This is a genomic window from Polynucleobacter sp. VK25 (genome assembly GCF_018687355.1).
GTDB lineage: Bacteria > Pseudomonadota > Gammaproteobacteria > Burkholderiales > Burkholderiaceae > Polynucleobacter.
In genome coordinates, this window is the sequence record NZ_CP061288.1 from 1,558,051 (window position 1) to 1,575,192 (window position 17,142).

Here is a 17,142-nt window from a genome sequence, read left to right on the forward strand (position 1 = left end):
TAGACCAAATTGACTGTTTAGGCTTATGACGCAATGCATCATTTTTGGGGATCTTACTTCCAGAACAGAGAAATCTTTTGCGGGGAGTTTGCCTTAATAGAGACGCCCCTCTTTTGAGCTACCCCTTGATATGTCGCCTCCATTACATAATCACCAGGCACTAAATTCAGCAGCATATAAGGACCATCCGCTTGTGCATCAAAAATAGTCAAACTCTTTGAGTCAGTGATTTGGATGGTTGCACCGAATATCCAAACTCCTCTGCCATTTTTAATTTGAGACATCTCCAACAACAGAGGCCACTGCTTTGCTTCAGCAAGAATAGCAAGAGTCTCCTCTTCTCCGACACCACCAGTAATATAAGAAATTCCTTGCGAATATTGCGTCTCTGGAATTTGAGCCACAGCCCAAGAGCCCATCAGAATTAGATAAGTGGAAAAAATTATTTTTAGCAGTGTTTTCATTGATCCATACTACGACCGATTCAGCCATAAAAAAAGCCCCGCTGTTTAAGTAACGGGGCTTGTGTACGCTAGAACACTTAAGCTTAAGGCGTCATCACAATAGCACCTGAAACTTTTCGTCCTTCGGCAGCGCGATGCGCATCAGCAGCCTGCTCTAAAGAAAACTTAGCGCCAATTTGTACCTTGACATGCCCTTTGGCAATTGCATCAAATACAGCTTTGGCATTTTCTTTTAATAAAGCGGAAGTTGCGTTATGTGGAAATACGGAAGGCCTTGTTAAAAACAGGCAGCCTTTTTTATTGAGAATTTCTGGCTGAATTTCCGGAGCTGGACCAGATGCGGCACCAAACAAAGCAACCGTACCAAATGGAGCAGTGCAATCCAAAGATCCCAAGAAGGTAGTTTTGGCGACAGAGTCATAAACGACATTGGCTTTTTTACCACCAGTGGCCTTAAGAACATCCTCAACCCAATGAGGCTGAGAATAGTCAACTACTGCATCACAACCCGCCTCCTTAGCAGCGGCAAATTTTGCAGGTGATCCCACAGTACCCACAACAAATGCGCCCAATGCTTTTGCCCAGCCAGCCAGAATTTGACCAACACCACCAGCTGCTGCGTGTACCAGAACGATATCGCCTGCTTTAACTTTATAAGTTTTTTGCACCAGATATTGCGCCGTCATCGCCTTAAAGAAAACAGCTGCAGCCACTTCATCAGAAATGTTGCTAGGTATCTGAACCAATTTTTCTGCCGCTACGTTACGCGCACTTGCGTAAGCACCAATACCGGCATTCATATAAACGACATGATCGCCTACTTTAAAGTCCGTGACACCCTCACCCACAACCTCAACTACACCGGCAGCCTCATGACCCAGGCCAGTAGGCATTTCTAGTGGATAGACGCCAGAGCGCTGATATACGTCGATGAAATTAAATCCAATCGCAGTTTGACGAATCTGCACTTCACCTTTTGCAGGCGGAGGTAGCTCTTTATCGATTACCTTGATTACATCTGCGCTTCCGAGTTCAGTAAGACTCACTACTCTTGCTTTTGTCACATGTCACCTATTTATTTTTTATTGAAAATCATAATACAGTAAGGGCGCCCGTAGAATCCTCTTCAACGACCGCCCAAGTGCTATCGCCCAACTTCTTTACCGCCATTGAATATGTCCAGCCGTCCGGAATACCACAACTCCAGCCACTTGGACCATTCTGAATAAGGACGTTCACGCTATTTCTACTGTCATAGTAGAGGTGATAAATTTTTCCGTGAATAGGATTAAAACCAAATTTAGCACTGTGCACCATTTCAGTGGCATCCAACCTTGCTTGCAAAGCTTTAGCTTGCTTCATCAGCACTTCAGCCTGCTCCATAATGCGGTCGTACTCAAGCTTGGCATTTTGGCGCGCTACATTTACAGCCTTATCTTTTTCTTCTGTGACCTTGATAGGCGCAAATACAGGGGCACCCACTTCCATTGGATATTCAATCGCTGCGTGGCGCGCTGGATCGGTATCTTCGATTCTCATGAATGCCCTGTATGTACTAATTTAATGAATATAGGAATTACTTAATCAAGCCACAAGCAATCCGTGGACCGGAATTTCCAGCTGGCTGAGATTTGTAATCATCTGGATCACGATGCACTACTACTGAGCGGCCAACAATGCCAGTTGGTCCAGTGTTCACAGCAAACCCATGCAACTTAGCAGTGTAAGTGGCGTTACCACTCGCATCTGATTTAATGTTTGGTAAATCACCTGCATGATTCATGCCGCTATTTGGCATGCCATGAGATTTTGTCTCAGGATTAAAGTGACCACCTGCGCTCATTGCATCTGGAGCGGAACAGTCTCCTTTTTCATGAACATGAAATCCTTGCTCTGAATTTGGCTTCAAGCCAGAGAATTTACCGTTGATGAGAACATCATTTCCTTGCCAAGTGAACATCACTTCACCCTTGGCCTGAGATCCTGATCTTGAATCTAAACTTGCGCTAGCCTTTTGCCCAGTACCTTGTTCCATCGATTGACAGGCTACCAATGACAAAATTCCCATCACCGCTAACGCAATAGAAACTTGTTTTAATTTCATATTCATTTAGATCTCCTTGGATTGGGTGCTCACGGGCGCCCTCCAAGAAAGTGTGACACAAATCGAGAGCTTTTGCTTAGCGCTTATAGAAGCTCAAAGTAACCTCACCCAAATCAATCCCAAACTTGCTCATCTTGGCCTTATTGAGCATCACCTTGGGGGTGACTAGGTACATCCAGTCATTAAATTGCACGTTATAAATAGTGCCATCTACCGGCAACGCAAGGGTATATGTCCAATTCAGGGCATTTCCAGCTAATTGGCCCTGCGCATCCCCAACCACATCATCTGCCCTACCAATATATTGGCCTGGTGACTGTTCAGTTAAAGTCCAGATGCGCTTTTGCTTTGTGCCATCAGAATATTCAAAACTTTCATCTAAAGTGCCGACTTTTTTACCATTAACAACACTCCAATTGGCTTTGATTAAAACGGTAAAACGTTTTTTCACCTCGCCACTGCGATCTGTAAAGATGCCATAGGCATCGATGGTTCCTGAAAAATATTCACTTAAATCTAGGGCAGGTTTTTCTGAAGCATATTGAGATACCTGAGGTGATGTACATGAAACTAAAAGCGCCGTACAAAAGGCTGTGAATATAAAACGAGTCAAAATAGATTTCATAACTTAGCAAGCCTCATTGAAAAGTGGTGGTGGACAAGTCTGTCCGAGCAATTCTGAGCGAAGCTTAGGCGCGCTGGTTTTGGGATCCAACCAAATACCAAAAAACGCCTTAGGGAATTCAGTACCCGGAATTTGGGCAATCTGTTTGCCATCGTGATAGAAAGTAGTCCCTTGTTTAGGGGAGTAGATCGCTATCAAGGTGTGGCCAGACTCTACATTGGGCAAGAAAGCAGTTAACTCCCTCCCCCAAAGCGCTGCCTGCGCATCTGAAACGCCAATGCGCTTCATCTCCTCGACACTGCGATTGGCGATAGCTGCACCAGAAAAAGATTTTTGATACCGCATTTCCAACGCAAACTCAGAAGAAGATAACGAACCCACTCGATAAAAAGAGGCGTCATAAATATGTAGACCCCACCAAGTCAGTCGACCACTGCCTTGTAGTTTTGCTGCGCTTAACTGTACCGGTAGCTCCAAAGGATCACGAGCAAAGCTAGTCGGCATTAGAAAACCTAATAACGCAGTGATAAATACAATTCGAATAGTCTTCATTTGGTTGCCGATTTTGACTTCACTAGACGCAATGCAGCGGGACCCAAGAGGCTAGAAATGGCATGTCTGTTCTTAGCAAAAAAGAGATAGGCTAATCTTAAAAATGGTTGTAGAGGCCTTCTTGAAAAGAGCCACGCCATCCGCGGTAGATTTGCCCGACGATAGGCTTCAGGAAAAACGGAAACGCCTTGAATCAATTGACCACTAGCAAATTGCCCATACATAGCTGCCAATGCAGCTTCACAGGAGACGCCTACTTTTTGCGGATCAAACTGATCGGAATTAATGTCAACAAAATCCAATAGATTGCCCTGATTGCGGCCAGATAAAAAAAGAATCTCTGCCTGGCACAAAGGACAAGCGCCATCGTAAAACAGGGTGAGTTTCTCTAGTTGAGTCATGATTGAGCAAGTTTACGACTTATTCAATAAACTGGCTGATACAGATATTTCAAGGTTGATATGCAAAAAGAAATTGCGCTAAATGTATTTGGAGAGCCGCTCATTCCGTGCTCATTTAATCCTTTAACAGGGTTCTTTAGAGATGGATGCTGCAAAACCAACGAAGAGGATGTGGGCAGTCACTTAGTCTGCGCAATCGTGACCGATGAATTTTTACAATTTAGCCTACAAAAGGGCAATGATCTGATCACACCAAGGCCAGAGTATCGCTTCCCAGGATTAGTTGCGGGTGACCAATGGTGTTTGTGCATCAATCGCTGGGTTGAAGCGTTGAATGCGAATTGCGCGCCATTCATCAAATTAGAAAGTACCCATATCAAAGCATTGGAAACAGTACCTCTCAATATTCTGAAAGAATATGCGAGAGAAGTGTAAATAAGTGTGAAAGCTTTTTATACAGATCATTTTGTATTACCTTTGCCAGAGGGCCATCGCTTCCCAATGGAAAAGTACTCCCGCTTACGGGATTTAGTAGGTACGCAAGAAAATATAGAGCTTGTAGAAGCGCCTCCAGCAACGGATACCCAAATCCTTTATGCCCATGACCCTAGTTACCTTATAAAAGTAATCGAAGGAAAACTTTCCCCACAAGAACAAAGAGAGATTGGATTTCCCTGGAGTGAACAAATGGTAGAGCGCTCACGCCGCTCTGCGGGTGCAACGGTAGCTGCCGCTAAGACAGCCTTACGCGAAGGCATTGCTGCCAATTTAGCTGGTGGCACACATCATGCCTATCGAGATACCGGCAGTGGCTTTTGCGTATTTAATGATTCAGCGATAGCGGCGCGCACTTTACAAAAAGAGGTGAGCGCATCACTCAAAATTGCTGTGATTGATTTAGATGTCCATCAGGGCAATGGCACGGCATCGATTTTGCAACATGATGAATCTATTTTTACCCTCTCGATTCATGGAGAAAATAACTTTCCATTTAAGAAAGAAGAGAGCGATCTTGATGTAGGTTTACCTGATGGCTGCAACGATGAAGTCTATCTACACTCTCTGGGAGAATGCCTTGATCAACTCGATGCGCGCTTCAAGGCAAACTGCCTCATCTTCTTAGCTGGGGCCGATCCCCATGAAGGAGATCGATTGGGGAGGCTAAAAGTAAGCCGAGAGGGAATGCGCTTACGAGATCAAATGGTATTTCAGTACGCTCTGAATCGACAACTGCCCATTGCATTCTCAATGGCGGGCGGCTATGGAAAAGAAATTGAATCTACTGTGAATATTCATTTTCAGACCATCAAAACCGCCCTGCAATTTCAAAAGCAGTACTTATTTCCTTAACACGTTAACTTTTCTTTTTTGATGCGCCTTTTGGGCTAGCGAGATTACCAACATTCTCTACACTCTTCTCAAAATTAGTGAATGAGTCAGCCATTGCAGCGCGAATCAATTCAAAATTCTGCAGCGCATTATTGAAGGATGTCTTAAATACCGATACATAAGCCTCGCTACCCAGAGGAGCATTGTCAGTTGCATCATTCACAAAGTGAATAAGGTCTGCCTTTGATTCTTGGATCATGGTTTCAGCTATATCAACCAACTCTTTATTGCCACTCTTGAGTACTTGCAACAATTGATTGTGATACTGAGAAATTTCCTTGGCGGCATCTTGCAATACTTCAGCATGGATATACTCAAAAGCAGCCTTTGGATCCTGAGTTTTCATGAGCTCAGAAACCCGCTTCTGAATCATTTCAGCCAATTCTTGGCTGGCTTGTTGATTGATCTGTGCAATCGCCTGAGCGCTTTCAATAGCTACACGCCCAGCAGCCTTGGTCGCATCGACTGCCCTTTGTTGTCCCGGCATCGCATTCATATCCAATGGTTTCTTGCTCATATCAGCCTTTCAGATGGGTTAAGTCATTCACTAATCTACTCCGCTTAAGGTGGGTTTCTATAGAGAAATACCAGTAGATGATCGAATCTACCCAAATAAAAAAGCCCCGGGTGTTGCCAGCCGGGGCTCTAAAACAATTTGTAACAGACTACTTCTTTTTGGGCAGGCTATTTAAGGTAGCCGCATCATTGAGCTGCTGGTCTACTAAATAGAGGGTTCCACCGTAGTTTGCTTGCAAATCATAGCCGGACAGACCCACCGTATAAAAGGTAATTTCAGGATTAAACGAGCGAATGGTTCCACCGGATCCCGCAGAGAAATTAGCATCCACATCGATACCGCCGCGCCTGCCGTCAATTGAAGTTAATAAAAACTGATCAATAGCACTCGGAGTCTTAAAGATTGCCACTTGATATTGATCTTGATAACCAGCTCCTAGGCCCTCACCTGTTTTGAGTGCCTGCATAAAAATAGGATCTTTACGTCGCTTGTCGAACAAGACGCCTTCGCCACGAGCCACTACTATCAAAACAATATTCACGTTGGTGGTGGTAAAAACTGCATAGCCCGCTGCAGCGTCAATTTCTTTTTGAACTTCTGGCTTTTGCCTAATCAAAGCATCAAGACCAGTCTTAGACATCTTCAAGGTGGCATCACGCTTTTGTATGATTTCTGCAGGAGTAAGCGGCTTACCATCCTGACCGGTAGATTGGCAGCCCACCAAAAATATCGATGTGAACAAGGCGATAGAAATAGCCTTAGCAAGAGTATTGATTGGGTTGATCATAGTGAAAGCATTCGATTAAATGAATGGGTAAGGTTTATGCAACTTGAATAGCAGCCGACATCAAAACCTTATTCAAGAACGATACATCGGCCTCGGCGGGCTTGGTCAATATATAGGAAAAAATGCAAGCAGCCAAAATAATGAGTGCGCCACCCACTAGACTCCAAGTTCTGATGTTTGACCTCAATCTCGTATCCTCTTCTTTATGTTTGTTGTATCTATTTTAAAGGCATACTAGAGCTACTATGAAAGCATCGCCTTGGACTCAATACTGGCACCAGATAAGCGCCACTCAAAGACTACTCATTGTTACGTTCGTAGGGTTTGCATCCTACTTCTTAATTCCAGCTGATCAAAGCGCAATCGTTCGTTTAGCGCTTTCATGGGTCCTTGCCGGGGGACTCTACCTCATCCTGACTTACATCATGATGTATTTTTCTAACCAAGAAAATATTCAGGGACTCTCAAAGAAAGAGGACGATGGCGCAGCGATGATCTTATTCATCATCGTGCTTGCAGCAACAGCTAGCTTAGTAACGATTGTGATCATCCTTTCAGGCATCAAGGTGCTACCTACCAATCTTGCCATTCGTCATGTGGGATTAGTTTTGGCAACCTACATCATTTCTTGGTTGTTTGTACATACCGCATTTGCTCTGCACTACGCTCATGCTTACTATCAAGAGCTTGAAAAAACCAAAGAGGCCCCTTTGCTATTTGCCTCTAAGTTAAGGCCCACCTATGTGGACTTTCTATACTTCTCACTAGTCATTGGTATGACCTGTCAAACTGCTGACGTCAATATTGCTAGCTCCAGAATTCGATTCTTAGTCATGCTTCAAGGGATGGCTGCTTTTGTGTTTAATGCCTCGCTACTAGCTTTAGCCATTAACTTGATTTCAGGAGTAGTGGCGCTTTCTTAAGTCTTGACTAGAAATCATTGAGTTATAAAAAAAGAAGCTCGACAAGCGAGCCTCTTTTTAATACTAGATGCCTTAACTTAAATCATCTAATTTACTGGAACCAAGATTTTTGGCTGCGCCAATTTGACATACTTAATATCTTTTGCATTCACATCCATTTTCTTCAGATCGAATGCATAGATATTATTATTTTCAAACATCTTGACGTTGTAGACCATGGTTTTATTATTCGCCACAATGCTCCATTCAGTTACTTCATAGCCACCAGTGCCGCCACCGTAGGGATTGCTTGCTGGCAATGTTACTGATCCAGGAGGAATATCAAAGCTTCCTAGAATGTGCCAAGCAGCGCTGTCCATCTGAGCATTGGTAAAGGTTGTTGGCACAGAGTTGGATAAAAATAATGCGCGAATGAAACGGCTAGGACTCAGGAAATCACCCGGAAGGCCATGCAATCCGTTGCCAGAACTAGGGGCGGCATAAGTAGCGCCATTAATGACGAGGGGTGGCTTTTCTACCTTAGAGAGATTGGCATAATTGCCAATGCTATTGAGGTGATCCTGAAACGGAGGATCATTTGTCAATACTGTGGTTGGATTATCGAGGGTAGCCAAGCCATTTTTGGAGTACTCCACCACAATGCTTTTCCCATTGCTATCGTGCAATGTATAGTGCACTGGTGGTGTTTGATTTCCATAAACAGCCAACTTGGCGCCATTCACTTTAATTTTTGGTAGGCCCGCCTTCACTTCATCAACAGTAGCAAAATTCGTCAATATATAAGTCAGTACTTGAACAGAATTGATGCTGGTAGCTGACTCTGCTTGAGAGACTGCTTGGTAAGCGGCGCTATTCGGGAAGTTGAGCACACCTCCGATGAGTCCTTTTTCATTCATGCCATCCACAAGCTCAGGCAAACCAAGCGCATTCATGCCAGCTACTGCATATTTCGAATTCCAACTCAGGCCAGAGCCGTATTTACCATCAACACCAATTCCCTTGTGGGCATAAGCTCTTGGAATGGTGGTGAGCTGCGAATTCAAGGGCAAGCCAAACTCCATCGTACGTCCGTAGACATAGCCGCCATCACTTCCCTTCAATAGAAAACTAGTGCAGGCTTCACTTACCAGCGGGGAGAATGCCAGGGTTGCTGAAACTGATGCAGCTAATACTTTCTTGAATATCTTTTGTTTCATGTTTGACTTCCGATCTTGAATAAGTGAGTACTTCTACAACAAATTATTTCAGAATAACGAGGGTTGCCGTAGCGCGAGCACCCCAACCGGATGGTCCGCCTGGAGTATTGCTAACGTAATACATAGGACCCGCCCCAAAGGAGAAAGGCACACCATCAAGTACCACTAACTTAGAAACGCCCGCATAAAGAGGATTGGAGGTGCGGTGAGTATCGTAGTTATACAGAGCCTCCATATTGACTGTATATGTCAAAGCCTGTTTATCGGTGTAAGCAACAAAGGGTTGTCCGTATAAATTATTTTGCGTGCCAAAGGTTGGGTTACCACCCACATTCCATGATTGATAACCTAAGAGTCCATAAGTCCATGGGCCATCACGGTTCAATACAACAGCAGTTACCCCAGCACCTGTTTGCTGTGAGCCGAACTTACCGCTATTACCCGAAGGGGATTGCGCATAAGGACCAATACCCCAAATCCAGGAAGAGTTGGTATTAGGCGCATAAAAAGATTCGAGTGTCACGCTGGCAATGCCATAACCAGAGAATGCTTTGCCTGAAGCATCCTGAACGCTAACTTCCCTTACGCCCGCAATGATTGGGCGCACAATAAAAACATCGCCGCCGCCTAAATTAAATGGGGCTACCGGCTGAAATAAAAGCGATTGCTCTGAGCCGCCTTGGTTTTTACCCACGCCACGACTAAATTCATATTGCAGCGGAACGGAGATCATGTTCGCAATAGGGTTTGCCAATTTTTTAGCAATATCAACGCTATTTACTTCTGGCTTAGCAGCAACACTCACCGAACCAGATTTCTCAGCGGCTACCGTACCTGCACGTGCAGGAATTTCCTGTGCAAAAGTTGAACCTGCAAAGACTGCAGAAACAGCTAAAGCAGATACTATTTTTAAGGTGATGTTCATAGAAGGCTTCTTAAGAAGTGAGAATGGAAATTAGAACTTAAAGGTCACAGCTAACTGCGGGCCCTTAAAAGTGGTTTTCTGTAAAAGACCATCACCCTTCATGTCGTAGTACAAGGTGCGATAAGCAAGAGAAGCATCTACCCACTTCTCAAAGGTTTTGCCTACGCCGATCATGCCCTGCCAAGTCATATTGGTTGTGCCGCCACCGCCGCCGATGTCAGCATAGAAAGGGACATACCAAGTAGAGTCAGCAATACGGTAGCGGCCTTTGAAGCCCACAATTGGATCGGCAGTAGACACAGATTTAGAGTCAACAACGCCAGCAGACACACCATCCGCAGACAGATTCAATGAAAGTGTAGCTGTCGCCATAATTCCACGCACACCCGCCAAGCCATCCAAATATATGCTCTGGTTATTAAGTACAGTGTAAGTGGCTGCGCCAGTAATAATATTTTGCTGTAGCGTGACCTTGTCCGCAGCACGAGCGGGAACACCCCCAAAACTTCGTGTTGGAACCACAACAGTATTACTACCTGTAGTTTGCAAAGTTGCAGAGACTAGGTCGCCCATGATGCCCCAGTTACCGTAATGCGCTTCTGCAGAAATCATTCCGCCAGATTTGAGATCTCCAAGTACATTACTTGTAGAAAGCTTTGCTGTATTCAGGTAACGATCGTTGTAGAACAGCGTAGATGAAACTCCGGACCCCCAAATATAAGGAGTTACTTCAAAACGCCACTCATCAGAAATTTTTGGCAGCGGCGAAAGGTTCTCAGCTGCATGAGCAATGCCTGCAGACATCAAGATTGAAGATGTGATCACTAAAGACGCAAAGATTTTCTTGTTCATAAAAGCTCTATTTGGGGTGAGGTGAAGAGGTGAGGTGTTAATGCTAATTTTGGGAGTCATTATAGGCTGTAGGGGTAATCAGACTGGGCTTACGCACTAGAAATTGAATGAGATCTTTGCATAGCTTGACCAGTCATATTGACGATAGCTTTGCACTACCTGTTTGCTGGCTCCTACTGCAAATACCCATTGCTTAGCAAAGCGATGGGTCACCATAGCATCTATCGGCACAAACCAGCCTCCGCCAGCAGAGTTATAGACTGCCCCGTTTTCATCCCAAAAACGTAGCATCGTGTTTGGGGATAGCTGGAAGCCGATGGTTGGGAATACCTGCAGATTTCTAACAAGTGCCGGTTGATTGGGATTAGTGCTCAGGCTATTGTTTTTGGTATCGAATCCATACATATAACGTAATAAGGGTGAGAAATCAGTTACACCCAACAAGCTATCGACCTCAGGAATAAACGACCACCCTAGTTGTGGGCCAACCGCCCATTGGCCATTATTGCCAAATGGAAATACAACGCGTCCACCAACCAAAGCGCCCAAGGGTTTTAGAAAAGTGCGGTCTTGTCCCCACACCGTCACCATGGTGTTACCTGCGCTGTACTGACCTGAATTATTGGCGGAGGAAATAGAGTTGTAATTTGATGCGTAAGAAGTATCCAGACGTATACGTCCGCGCCAATCACCTGCTTCCAAGGGGTTGTAGTACCGCAACTTCAGAATATTTTGATAGTTATCGCTGCTATCGTAATTGTGATAACCCCAAAACTCCAGAACCCTACTGTTTGTTAAACGCTGAGAGTCATTGTCGAATTTTGAGATGGGGACTAATAGTTCTTCAGCATAGCTTGCTGAAACAAAAAGACATACGAGAATTGATAAAAACAATTTCATAAAAGGCGATGCCACCCTAAGGTGGCATTTTTACATTCGTCTCTTTTAATACTTTATGGTGTGACTACATGCCATACATTATTGACGTTATCACCAGTCTTATCGCCAGGATTTTTATCCTTAATAAAGAAATAGAGTGGCTTGCCTTTGTAAGTTAGTTGCTTCTGACCATTGTTACGGGTGATAGAAGCAAAATTTCCAGAGAGCATCACTCCTGGCTCTATGTAGACTGGCGGCCAATTATCGGCACACGTTAAAACGCACTCAGATTTACCTGAACCAGCTTGATCTTTATCAAAGGTATAGATGGTCTTACCGTAACTGCTGGTCAAAATACCATTACTTACCTTTACAAAATCTGCTGAAGACATTTTTACATCAGGAGCGCCACAAGCCGCCAATGTCATAGCAACAATTGCTGCTGCACAAAGCTTTAATAAATGTTTCATTCTTTATCCTTTAAATGGGCTATGAATTAATTACCTGGGCCAACTAAGGTAACTTCAATACGACGATTCTGGGCACGGCCTTCTGGAGTCGCATTAGAAGCAATCGGATTGGACTCCCCCATGCCTTGTGCAGAAATGAGGCTCTGACTTACGCCCTTGCGAATCAAATAATCAACTACGTTATCAGCACGCTTGGAAGACAGGTCAAGATTAGTTGTGATTCCTTCCCTGCGTAACTCAGCACCGATGGCAATGTTGTCTGTATATCCCCGAACTACTACCTTAGTGTTTTTAAAGCCTGATAGTGTTGGCGCCATTTTTGCTAATACCTGGTCAGCTTTCGCATTCAAACGATAACCGCCCTCAGGAAACAAAATTTTGTCACGAATAGTAATGCGCAATTCACCCTGTAACTGACGAATTTCTACTTCGTCGCCTTGATAGGCCTGTTGAAGCTGGCTATACGCCTGGTCTAATTGGTTGTATTTACTGTCAGTGACGCAAGCACTTAATAGTGCAAATGCCGCAATAGATAAGGCCAGCAATCCTGGTTTGATATATCTCATGTAATTTCTCAAAATTCAGTCAAAGTAAGCCTTGAAGGCCCTTAAGAGCACTATAAGCCCAAAGGCGCACTAAAACCTTCCAAAACCTATAAAAAATCCAATAATTAGGTCGAAGAATGTGCCCGAACGCCCTGTCAGCAGCGTGTATGGGCTAAAGAGTAATTATCTATAAAATCGATCATAAATATCAAATTTATTCATTAGACAAATAAACAACTGAGGTTCAAAATTCATCCAGTTGCAGTAGTTACTAAAGAAATTGATTAACCAACACTAGGAGCACAGTATGTCCATTATTAATACAGCAGTACAACCATTCAAAACCGAAGCTTTCCACAACGGCAAGTTCGTAACGGTTACTGACGAAACCCTCAAAGGTCATTGGTCAGTTTTGATTTTCATGCCAGCAGCATTTACCTTTAACTGCCCTACAGAGATTGAAGATGCAGCTGAGAACTATGCTGAATTCCAAAAAATGGGTGCTGAGGTTTACATCGTAACAACCGATACTCATTTCTCACACAAAGTTTGGCACGAGACTTCACCAGCTGTTGGTAAAGCAAAGTTCCCGCTCGTTGGTGACCCAACACACACTTTGACAAATGCATTTGGCGTTCATATTCCTGAAGCAGGCTTAGCATTGCGTGGCACATTCATCATCAACCCAGAAGGCATCATTAAGACAGCAGAGATTCATTCAAATGAAATCGCTCGCGATATTTCTGAAACTTTACGTAAGTTGAAGGCCGCTCAATACACAGCAGCTCACCCAGGTGAAGTTTGCCCAGCTAAGTGGAAAGAAGGCGCAGCAACATTGACTCCATCTTTGGATCTCGTAGGCAAGATCTAAGTTGCTAAGTTAATTAGTTAATCCATAGACTCTCTTTAAGAGAGTCTATTGGAGAGGATAGGATCCTGCCCAATAGACTCACCTAAAAAATTCCCAAGGAAAATATCATGCTCGATACCAATATCAAATCCCAGTTAAAGGTATATTTTGAAAAGATTGTTAGCCCAATCGTATTGGTGGCTAGCGTCGACGGAAGCGATAGCTCCCAGCAAATGCTCGAACTCTTAAATGAAGTAGCTGAGCAGTCCGATAAGATCACCGTCAAAACTGATGGCAAAGCTGAGCATAAGCCCAGCTTTACTGTGAGTAAGGTGGACCAAGAGGCGCGCATCACTTTTGCTGGCCTACCAATGGGTCACGAGATGACCTCCTTCATCTTGGCAATTTTGCAAGCTAGCGGTTACCCAGCAAAAGTTGAGCAGGATGTAATTGACCGTATCATCAAGCTTGATGCAAAACTCAGCTTCCAAACATTTATCTCTTTGTCATGCCACAACTGCCCAGACGTTGTGCAGGCTTTAAATTTAATGGCCGCACTCAATCCAAACGTCACCCATGAAATGATTGACGGTGCGCTTTACCAAGGCTTGGTCGATCAATACCAAATCATGGCTGTACCAACCGTGATCTTGAATGGCGAAGCATTTGGGCAAGGCCGCATGAGTGTTGAAGAGATTGTCGCCAAACTGGATACCTCCAGCCCTAAAGAAGAGGCCGCAAAACTCTCCGCTAAAGATCCATTTGACGTCTTAGTCATTGGTGGCGGGCCTGCTGGTGCAGCTGCTGCAATTTATGCTGCACGTAAGGGTATCCGCACCGGCATCGTTGCTGAGAAATTTGGCGGTCAAGTCATGGACACCATGGGTATTGAAAACTTTATCTCCGTTAAGGAGACCGAAGGGCCTAAGTTAGTTCAGGCGCTTGAGCAGCATGTGAAAAGTTATGAAGTAGATATTATGAATTTACAGCGTGCCAATGCTTTGCGCAAAACAGACAACGGTATTGAAGTGGAATTAGCTAATGGTGCAGTCCTGGCGAGCAAGTCTGTGATCATTAGCACTGGTGCTCGCTGGAGAGAGATGAATGTTCCTGGCGAACAAGAATATCGTGGCAAGGGTGTAGCGTATTGCCCTCACTGTGATGGCCCTCTATTCAAAGGTAAGCGTGTTGCTGTAATTGGTGGGGGCAATTCCGGTGTTGAGGCTGCGATTGATTTAGCAGGTATTGTTAGCCACGTTACCTTAATTGAGTTTGATAGTAAGTTGCGTGCAGATGCAATCTTGCAAAAGAAGATGGCTAGCATGCCAAACGTGACCGTCATTATGAGTGCGCTCACCAAAGAAGTATTAGGTGAAGGCGGAAAAGTAAATGGCTTACGCTACCTTAATCGCGTTAACAATACTGAGCACATGATTGATTTGGAAGGCATCTTTGTGCAAATCGGCTTATTACCAAACACCGACTGGCTCAAAGGTACGATTGATCTATCGAAGCATGGTGAAGTCATCGTCGATGCCAAGGGTGAAACTTCTCTGCCAGGTGTATTTGCGGCCGGTGATTGCACCACAGTTCCATATAAACAAATCATTATTGCGATGGGAGAAGGTGCCAAGGCCTCGCTCGGAGCGTTTGATTACCTCATTCGCTCATCTGTTGCAGAACCACAAGAGGCGGTTGCTGCATAAGAAGCTAGTTTTCTGCAGCAAAACAAAAGGGAGTCATTCGACTCCCTTTTTTCTCGTTGAAATAAATACAGCTTATTCAGTCTGCCCCGGTCTAGGGGCTTGCCAAGGCCAACGACCATCAATCTCCAAGGTCAGAGACCAACTTAAGAAGCAGCGGATTAAAACAATGGCACCCAATACGGCAACACTAGTTAAGGTTGGGCTAATGGCTACAGTACGGATCACATCCCCTGCAACCAAGACCTCGAGTCCCAAAATGAGGGAGCGCACGATTTGTATGCGAAAAGTTTTATAGGCAATATCGGCAGTCTGCGTCACCAAGCCTTTTGCAAAAGAGAAGAGGCCCCATAAAACGCCAATGGATACAACCGCAACCCCTAGGGCATCCATCACATCACTGACATTTCGAATGATTTCTATTTGATTCATGTTGTAGTCTTTTGAGGTTGAATGCCTATATATTAGCTCGTTTAGCACTAGTCCCCGTTATAAATTACACTGGATTATTTACTGCTTTATTAGACCAAAGGAAATCAGAATGAGCTTAATTGACAAACTCCAGTGGCGCTATGCTACTAAGAAAATGGATGCAACAAAATCTGTACCCCAAGACAAGGTAGAGCAAATCTTGGAAGCTATTCGGTTAAGCGCTAGCTCGAGTGGACTTCAGCCATACGAAGTCCTCGTGATCACCAATAAGGCCATTCGCGAAAAGATTAAAGCAATTTCATGGGACCAAACGCAAGTGGTCGACTCTTCTCATTTACTTGTTTTTGCAGCTTGGGATACCTATACGGCCGATCGTATCAATCATGCTTTCGATATGACCGAGAAGCTGCGCAACTTTAAAAGTGAGGCTGGTGACATCTATCGTCAAAAATTGCTATCCGGTTACACCGCAAGAGATGCTGAAACCAATTACACACATGCCGCAAAGCAAGCCTATATTGGACTAGGTACTGCTCTAATTGCTGCAGCATATGAGCAGGTGGACTCTACGCCAATGGAAGGCTTTGATGCCGCAGCTCTCGATGAAATCCTCAACCTCAAAGCAAAAGGTTTACGTAGCGTGGTTATGATGCCTCTCGGATACAGAAAGGCTGATGAAGACTGGTTAGCAAACATGAAAAAAGTTAGAAAGCCCAAGGAAGAATTCATTACCTGGATTAAGTAATAGGTAAGGGCTCTACAAAAGCAAAAGCCACCCGAAGGTGGCTTTTTTTACAGCAAAATTAACTATTCAGTTAACTAAGCAGTTGTATTAAGCAGCTGTATTAAGCAGCTTTGCGGCTTTTAGCTGCTGGCTTAGCAACAGCGTATTGACCTTGAATGTTTGCCAAAGCAGCATCAACACTCTTCTCGAAGTTAGCAAATGCATCAGTTGCAGTTGCACGAACTTGGTCGAATTGTTGGAGTGAAGAATCAAATGCAGTTTTGAATGCAGAAACAAAAGCCTCAGAACCAGCAGGAGCTGTCTTAGTAGCTTCTTTAACAAACTTAACCAAATCAGCGCGTGCGTCATCAATAGAAGCGTCAACTACTTGAGCCACTTCTTTGTTGCCGTTACGAACTACTTGGTTTACCTTAGCTTGGTAAGCAGCAGCATATTTAGCGGCTTCTTGGGCAGCTTCTGGCTGAGCCAATTTAGCTAATTGTTGTGGATCCTTGATTGCCAACAATTGTGCGCTTGAATCTTGAGCAGCAGCTAAAGCATCTTTAGCGGCAGCTTGATTGATTTCAGCTAATTCTTGAGCGCTTTCAACAGCAACTTGTGCCAAATGTTTAGCGGTTTCGATTGCTTTAGCTTGTGCAGAAGCGAGTTGGTCGTTTAATTGAGTTTGAAACATGATTTATCCTAACTTTAAGTAAATATGGGTTTTTTATTGCGATGCACCATTTTAAGAGCCCCATTTTCCAAAAGCAAGATATTTTTGTTGCAAAGCAACATATATTATCT

At 44.2% G+C, this 17,142-nt stretch carries 24 protein-coding genes; 6 read left to right on the forward strand and 18 right to left on the reverse strand.

The genetic code is table 11. From position 1 onward, the window contains the following. Positions 1-53: 53 nt before the first annotated feature. The 7 genes from AOC21_RS07855 to AOC21_RS07885 all read right to left on the reverse strand — a co-directional run bounded on the left by AOC21_RS07855 (position 54) and on the right by AOC21_RS07885 (position 4,146). Positions 54-419 carry a carboxypeptidase-like regulatory domain-containing protein gene (locus AOC21_RS07855; protein ID WP_251371487.1) on the reverse strand — a complete coding sequence of 122 codons (366 nt, stop codon included), beginning with the start codon at positions 417-419 and terminating at the stop codon, positions 54-56. A gap of 128 nt (positions 420-547) precedes the next feature. Then, positions 548-1,528, reverse strand: coding sequence for a quinone oxidoreductase (locus AOC21_RS07860; protein ID WP_215391448.1), 981 nt, complete (start codon positions 1,526-1,528; stop codon positions 548-550). A 28-nt stretch (positions 1,529-1,556) separates the two neighbouring features. After that, positions 1,557-2,003, reverse strand: coding sequence for a DUF2452 domain-containing protein (locus AOC21_RS07865; RefSeq protein WP_215391449.1), 447 nt, complete (start codon positions 2,001-2,003; stop codon positions 1,557-1,559). A 37-nt stretch (positions 2,004-2,040) separates the two neighbouring features. Then, positions 2,041-2,574 (reverse strand): superoxide dismutase family protein, encoded by a 534-nt coding sequence (locus AOC21_RS07870; protein WP_215391450.1) that lies wholly within the window; start codon positions 2,572-2,574, stop codon positions 2,041-2,043. Positions 2,575-2,644: 70 nt separating this feature from the next. Continuing rightward, complete coding sequence (locus tag AOC21_RS07875; RefSeq protein WP_215391451.1) at positions 2,645-3,193, reverse strand: DUF3833 domain-containing protein; 549 nt, start codon at positions 3,191-3,193, stop codon at positions 2,645-2,647. Positions 3,194-3,196: 3 nt separating this feature from the next. Continuing rightward, positions 3,197-3,697: a chalcone isomerase family protein gene (locus AOC21_RS07880; RefSeq protein ID WP_251371488.1), complete on the reverse strand. Its 501-nt coding sequence runs from the start codon at positions 3,695-3,697 to the stop codon at positions 3,197-3,199. 44 nt (positions 3,698-3,741) lie between these two features. Further along, a complete protein-coding gene (locus AOC21_RS07885; RefSeq protein ID WP_215391453.1) occupies positions 3,742-4,146 on the reverse strand; it encodes a thiol-disulfide oxidoreductase DCC family protein in 405 nt (134 codons plus the stop codon). Positions 4,147-4,206: 60 nt separating this feature from the next. On the opposite strand from AOC21_RS07885, the gene AOC21_RS07890 reads away from it, so the two are divergent. Further along, positions 4,207-4,581: a DUF2237 family protein gene (locus AOC21_RS07890; protein ID WP_215391454.1), complete on the forward strand. Its 375-nt coding sequence runs from the start codon at positions 4,207-4,209 to the stop codon at positions 4,579-4,581. Between the two features lie 6 nt (positions 4,582-4,587). Further along, a complete protein-coding gene (locus tag AOC21_RS07895; protein ID WP_215391455.1) occupies positions 4,588-5,496 on the forward strand; it encodes a histone deacetylase in 909 nt (302 codons plus the stop codon). 4 nt (positions 5,497-5,500) lie between these two features. Here AOC21_RS07895 and AOC21_RS07900 read toward each other — a convergent pair whose 3' ends face one another. The 3 genes from AOC21_RS07900 to AOC21_RS07910 form a co-directional block, all read right to left on the reverse strand. Further along, positions 5,501-6,052, reverse strand: coding sequence for a phasin family protein (locus tag AOC21_RS07900; protein ID WP_215391456.1), 552 nt, complete (start codon positions 6,050-6,052; stop codon positions 5,501-5,503). 148 nt (positions 6,053-6,200) lie between these two features. Continuing rightward, positions 6,201-6,839: a hypothetical protein gene (locus AOC21_RS07905; RefSeq protein ID WP_215391457.1), complete on the reverse strand. Its 639-nt coding sequence runs from the start codon at positions 6,837-6,839 to the stop codon at positions 6,201-6,203. 34 nt (positions 6,840-6,873) lie between these two features. After that, the gene (locus AOC21_RS07910) at positions 6,874-7,026 is read right to left on the reverse strand and encodes a hypothetical protein (RefSeq protein WP_215391458.1); all 153 of its coding nucleotides are present in this window, start codon (positions 7,024-7,026) and stop codon (positions 6,874-6,876) included. 58 nt (positions 7,027-7,084) lie between these two features. Between AOC21_RS07910 and AOC21_RS07915 the strand changes: the two genes are divergently transcribed. Beyond that, positions 7,085-7,762: a DUF1345 domain-containing protein gene (locus tag AOC21_RS07915; protein WP_215391459.1), complete on the forward strand. Its 678-nt coding sequence runs from the start codon at positions 7,085-7,087 to the stop codon at positions 7,760-7,762. Positions 7,763-7,848: 86 nt separating this feature from the next. Here AOC21_RS07915 and AOC21_RS07920 read toward each other — a convergent pair whose 3' ends face one another. The 6 genes from AOC21_RS07920 to AOC21_RS07945 form a co-directional block, all read right to left on the reverse strand. Next, entirely contained in the window at positions 7,849-8,958 is a 1,110-nt protein-coding gene (locus AOC21_RS07920) for a linear amide C-N hydrolase (RefSeq protein WP_215391460.1), read from the reverse strand. 43 nt (positions 8,959-9,001) lie between these two features. Then, positions 9,002-9,883 carry a hypothetical protein gene (locus tag AOC21_RS07925; protein WP_215391461.1) on the reverse strand — a complete coding sequence of 294 codons (882 nt, stop codon included), beginning with the start codon at positions 9,881-9,883 and terminating at the stop codon, positions 9,002-9,004. Between the two features lie 30 nt (positions 9,884-9,913). Next, a complete protein-coding gene (locus AOC21_RS07930; protein ID WP_215391462.1) occupies positions 9,914-10,735 on the reverse strand; it encodes a hypothetical protein in 822 nt (273 codons plus the stop codon). A gap of 96 nt (positions 10,736-10,831) precedes the next feature. Then, entirely contained in the window at positions 10,832-11,635 is an 804-nt protein-coding gene (locus AOC21_RS07935) for a hypothetical protein (protein ID WP_215391463.1), read from the reverse strand. 53 nt (positions 11,636-11,688) lie between these two features. After that, positions 11,689-12,084 carry a hypothetical protein gene (locus AOC21_RS07940; RefSeq protein WP_215391464.1) on the reverse strand — a complete coding sequence of 132 codons (396 nt, stop codon included), beginning with the start codon at positions 12,082-12,084 and terminating at the stop codon, positions 11,689-11,691. A gap of 26 nt (positions 12,085-12,110) precedes the next feature. Next, positions 12,111-12,650: an OmpA family protein gene (locus AOC21_RS07945; RefSeq protein WP_215391465.1), complete on the reverse strand. Its 540-nt coding sequence runs from the start codon at positions 12,648-12,650 to the stop codon at positions 12,111-12,113. A gap of 286 nt (positions 12,651-12,936) precedes the next feature. Here AOC21_RS07945 and ahpC point away from each other — a divergent pair, with 286 nt between their 5' ends. Next, positions 12,937-13,500: an alkyl hydroperoxide reductase subunit C gene (gene ahpC / locus AOC21_RS07950; protein WP_215391466.1), complete on the forward strand. Its 564-nt coding sequence runs from the start codon at positions 12,937-12,939 to the stop codon at positions 13,498-13,500. Positions 13,501-13,607: 107 nt separating this feature from the next. Beyond that, positions 13,608-15,185: an alkyl hydroperoxide reductase subunit F gene (gene ahpF, locus AOC21_RS07955; protein ID WP_215391467.1), complete on the forward strand. Its 1,578-nt coding sequence runs from the start codon at positions 13,608-13,610 to the stop codon at positions 15,183-15,185. A 72-nt stretch (positions 15,186-15,257) separates the two neighbouring features. On the opposite strand, the gene AOC21_RS07960 is transcribed toward ahpF, so the two are convergent. Then, entirely contained in the window at positions 15,258-15,614 is a 357-nt protein-coding gene (locus AOC21_RS07960; protein ID WP_215391468.1) for a DUF1622 domain-containing protein, read from the reverse strand. 109 nt (positions 15,615-15,723) lie between these two features. Here AOC21_RS07960 and AOC21_RS07965 point away from each other — a divergent pair, with 109 nt between their 5' ends. Beyond that, positions 15,724-16,359 carry an NAD(P)H-dependent oxidoreductase gene (locus AOC21_RS07965; RefSeq protein ID WP_215391469.1) on the forward strand — a complete coding sequence of 212 codons (636 nt, stop codon included), beginning with the start codon at positions 15,724-15,726 and terminating at the stop codon, positions 16,357-16,359. A 100-nt stretch (positions 16,360-16,459) separates the two neighbouring features. Here AOC21_RS07965 and AOC21_RS07970 read toward each other — a convergent pair whose 3' ends face one another. After that, complete coding sequence (locus tag AOC21_RS07970; RefSeq protein ID WP_215391470.1) at positions 16,460-17,032, reverse strand: phasin family protein; 573 nt, start codon at positions 17,030-17,032, stop codon at positions 16,460-16,462. Positions 17,033-17,142 lie beyond the last annotated feature (110 nt).

Bases quoted from the DNA above. Each gene is read 5' to 3' on its own strand.
- AOC21_RS07855 (WP_251371487.1), bottom strand. From the start codon at position 419: ATGGGCTCTTGGGCTGTGGCTCAAATTCCAGAGACGCAATATTCGCAA.
- AOC21_RS07865 (WP_215391449.1), bottom strand. From the start codon at position 2,003: ATGAGAATCGAAGATACCGATCCAGCGCGCCACGCAGCGATTGAATAT.
- AOC21_RS07870 (WP_215391450.1), bottom strand. From the start codon at position 2,574: ATGAATATGAAATTAAAACAAGTTTCTATTGCGTTAGCGGTGATGGGA.
- AOC21_RS07875 (WP_215391451.1), bottom strand. From the start codon at position 3,193: ATGAAATCTATTTTGACTCGTTTTATATTCACAGCCTTTTGTACGGCG.
- AOC21_RS07880 (WP_251371488.1), bottom strand. From the start codon at position 3,697: ATGCCGACTAGCTTTGCTCGTGATCCTTTGGAGCTACCGGTACAGTTA.
- AOC21_RS07885 (WP_215391453.1), bottom strand. From the start codon at position 4,146: ATGACTCAACTAGAGAAACTCACCCTGTTTTACGATGGCGCTTGTCCT.
- AOC21_RS07890 (WP_215391454.1), top strand. From the start codon at position 4,207: ATGCAAAAAGAAATTGCGCTAAATGTATTTGGAGAGCCGCTCATTCCG.
- AOC21_RS07900 (WP_215391456.1), bottom strand. From the start codon at position 6,052: ATGAGCAAGAAACCATTGGATATGAATGCGATGCCGGGACAACAAAGG.
- AOC21_RS07905 (WP_215391457.1), bottom strand. From the start codon at position 6,839: ATGATCAACCCAATCAATACTCTTGCTAAGGCTATTTCTATCGCCTTG.
- AOC21_RS07915 (WP_215391459.1), top strand. From the start codon at position 7,085: ATGAAAGCATCGCCTTGGACTCAATACTGGCACCAGATAAGCGCCACT.
- AOC21_RS07920 (WP_215391460.1), bottom strand. From the start codon at position 8,958: ATGAAACAAAAGATATTCAAGAAAGTATTAGCTGCATCAGTTTCAGCA.
- AOC21_RS07925 (WP_215391461.1), bottom strand. From the start codon at position 9,883: ATGAACATCACCTTAAAAATAGTATCTGCTTTAGCTGTTTCTGCAGTC.
- AOC21_RS07930 (WP_215391462.1), bottom strand. From the start codon at position 10,735: ATGAACAAGAAAATCTTTGCGTCTTTAGTGATCACATCTTCAATCTTG.
- AOC21_RS07935 (WP_215391463.1), bottom strand. From the start codon at position 11,635: ATGAAATTGTTTTTATCAATTCTCGTATGTCTTTTTGTTTCAGCAAGC.
- AOC21_RS07940 (WP_215391464.1), bottom strand. From the start codon at position 12,084: ATGAAACATTTATTAAAGCTTTGTGCAGCAGCAATTGTTGCTATGACA.
- AOC21_RS07945 (WP_215391465.1), bottom strand. From the start codon at position 12,650: ATGAGATATATCAAACCAGGATTGCTGGCCTTATCTATTGCGGCATTT.
- ahpC (WP_215391466.1), top strand. From the start codon at position 12,937: ATGTCCATTATTAATACAGCAGTACAACCATTCAAAACCGAAGCTTTC.
- ahpF (WP_215391467.1), top strand. From the start codon at position 13,608: ATGCTCGATACCAATATCAAATCCCAGTTAAAGGTATATTTTGAAAAG.
- AOC21_RS07960 (WP_215391468.1), bottom strand. From the start codon at position 15,614: ATGAATCAAATAGAAATCATTCGAAATGTCAGTGATGTGATGGATGCC.
- AOC21_RS07965 (WP_215391469.1), top strand. From the start codon at position 15,724: ATGAGCTTAATTGACAAACTCCAGTGGCGCTATGCTACTAAGAAAATG.
- AOC21_RS07970 (WP_215391470.1), bottom strand. From the start codon at position 17,032: ATGTTTCAAACTCAATTAAACGACCAACTCGCTTCTGCACAAGCTAAA.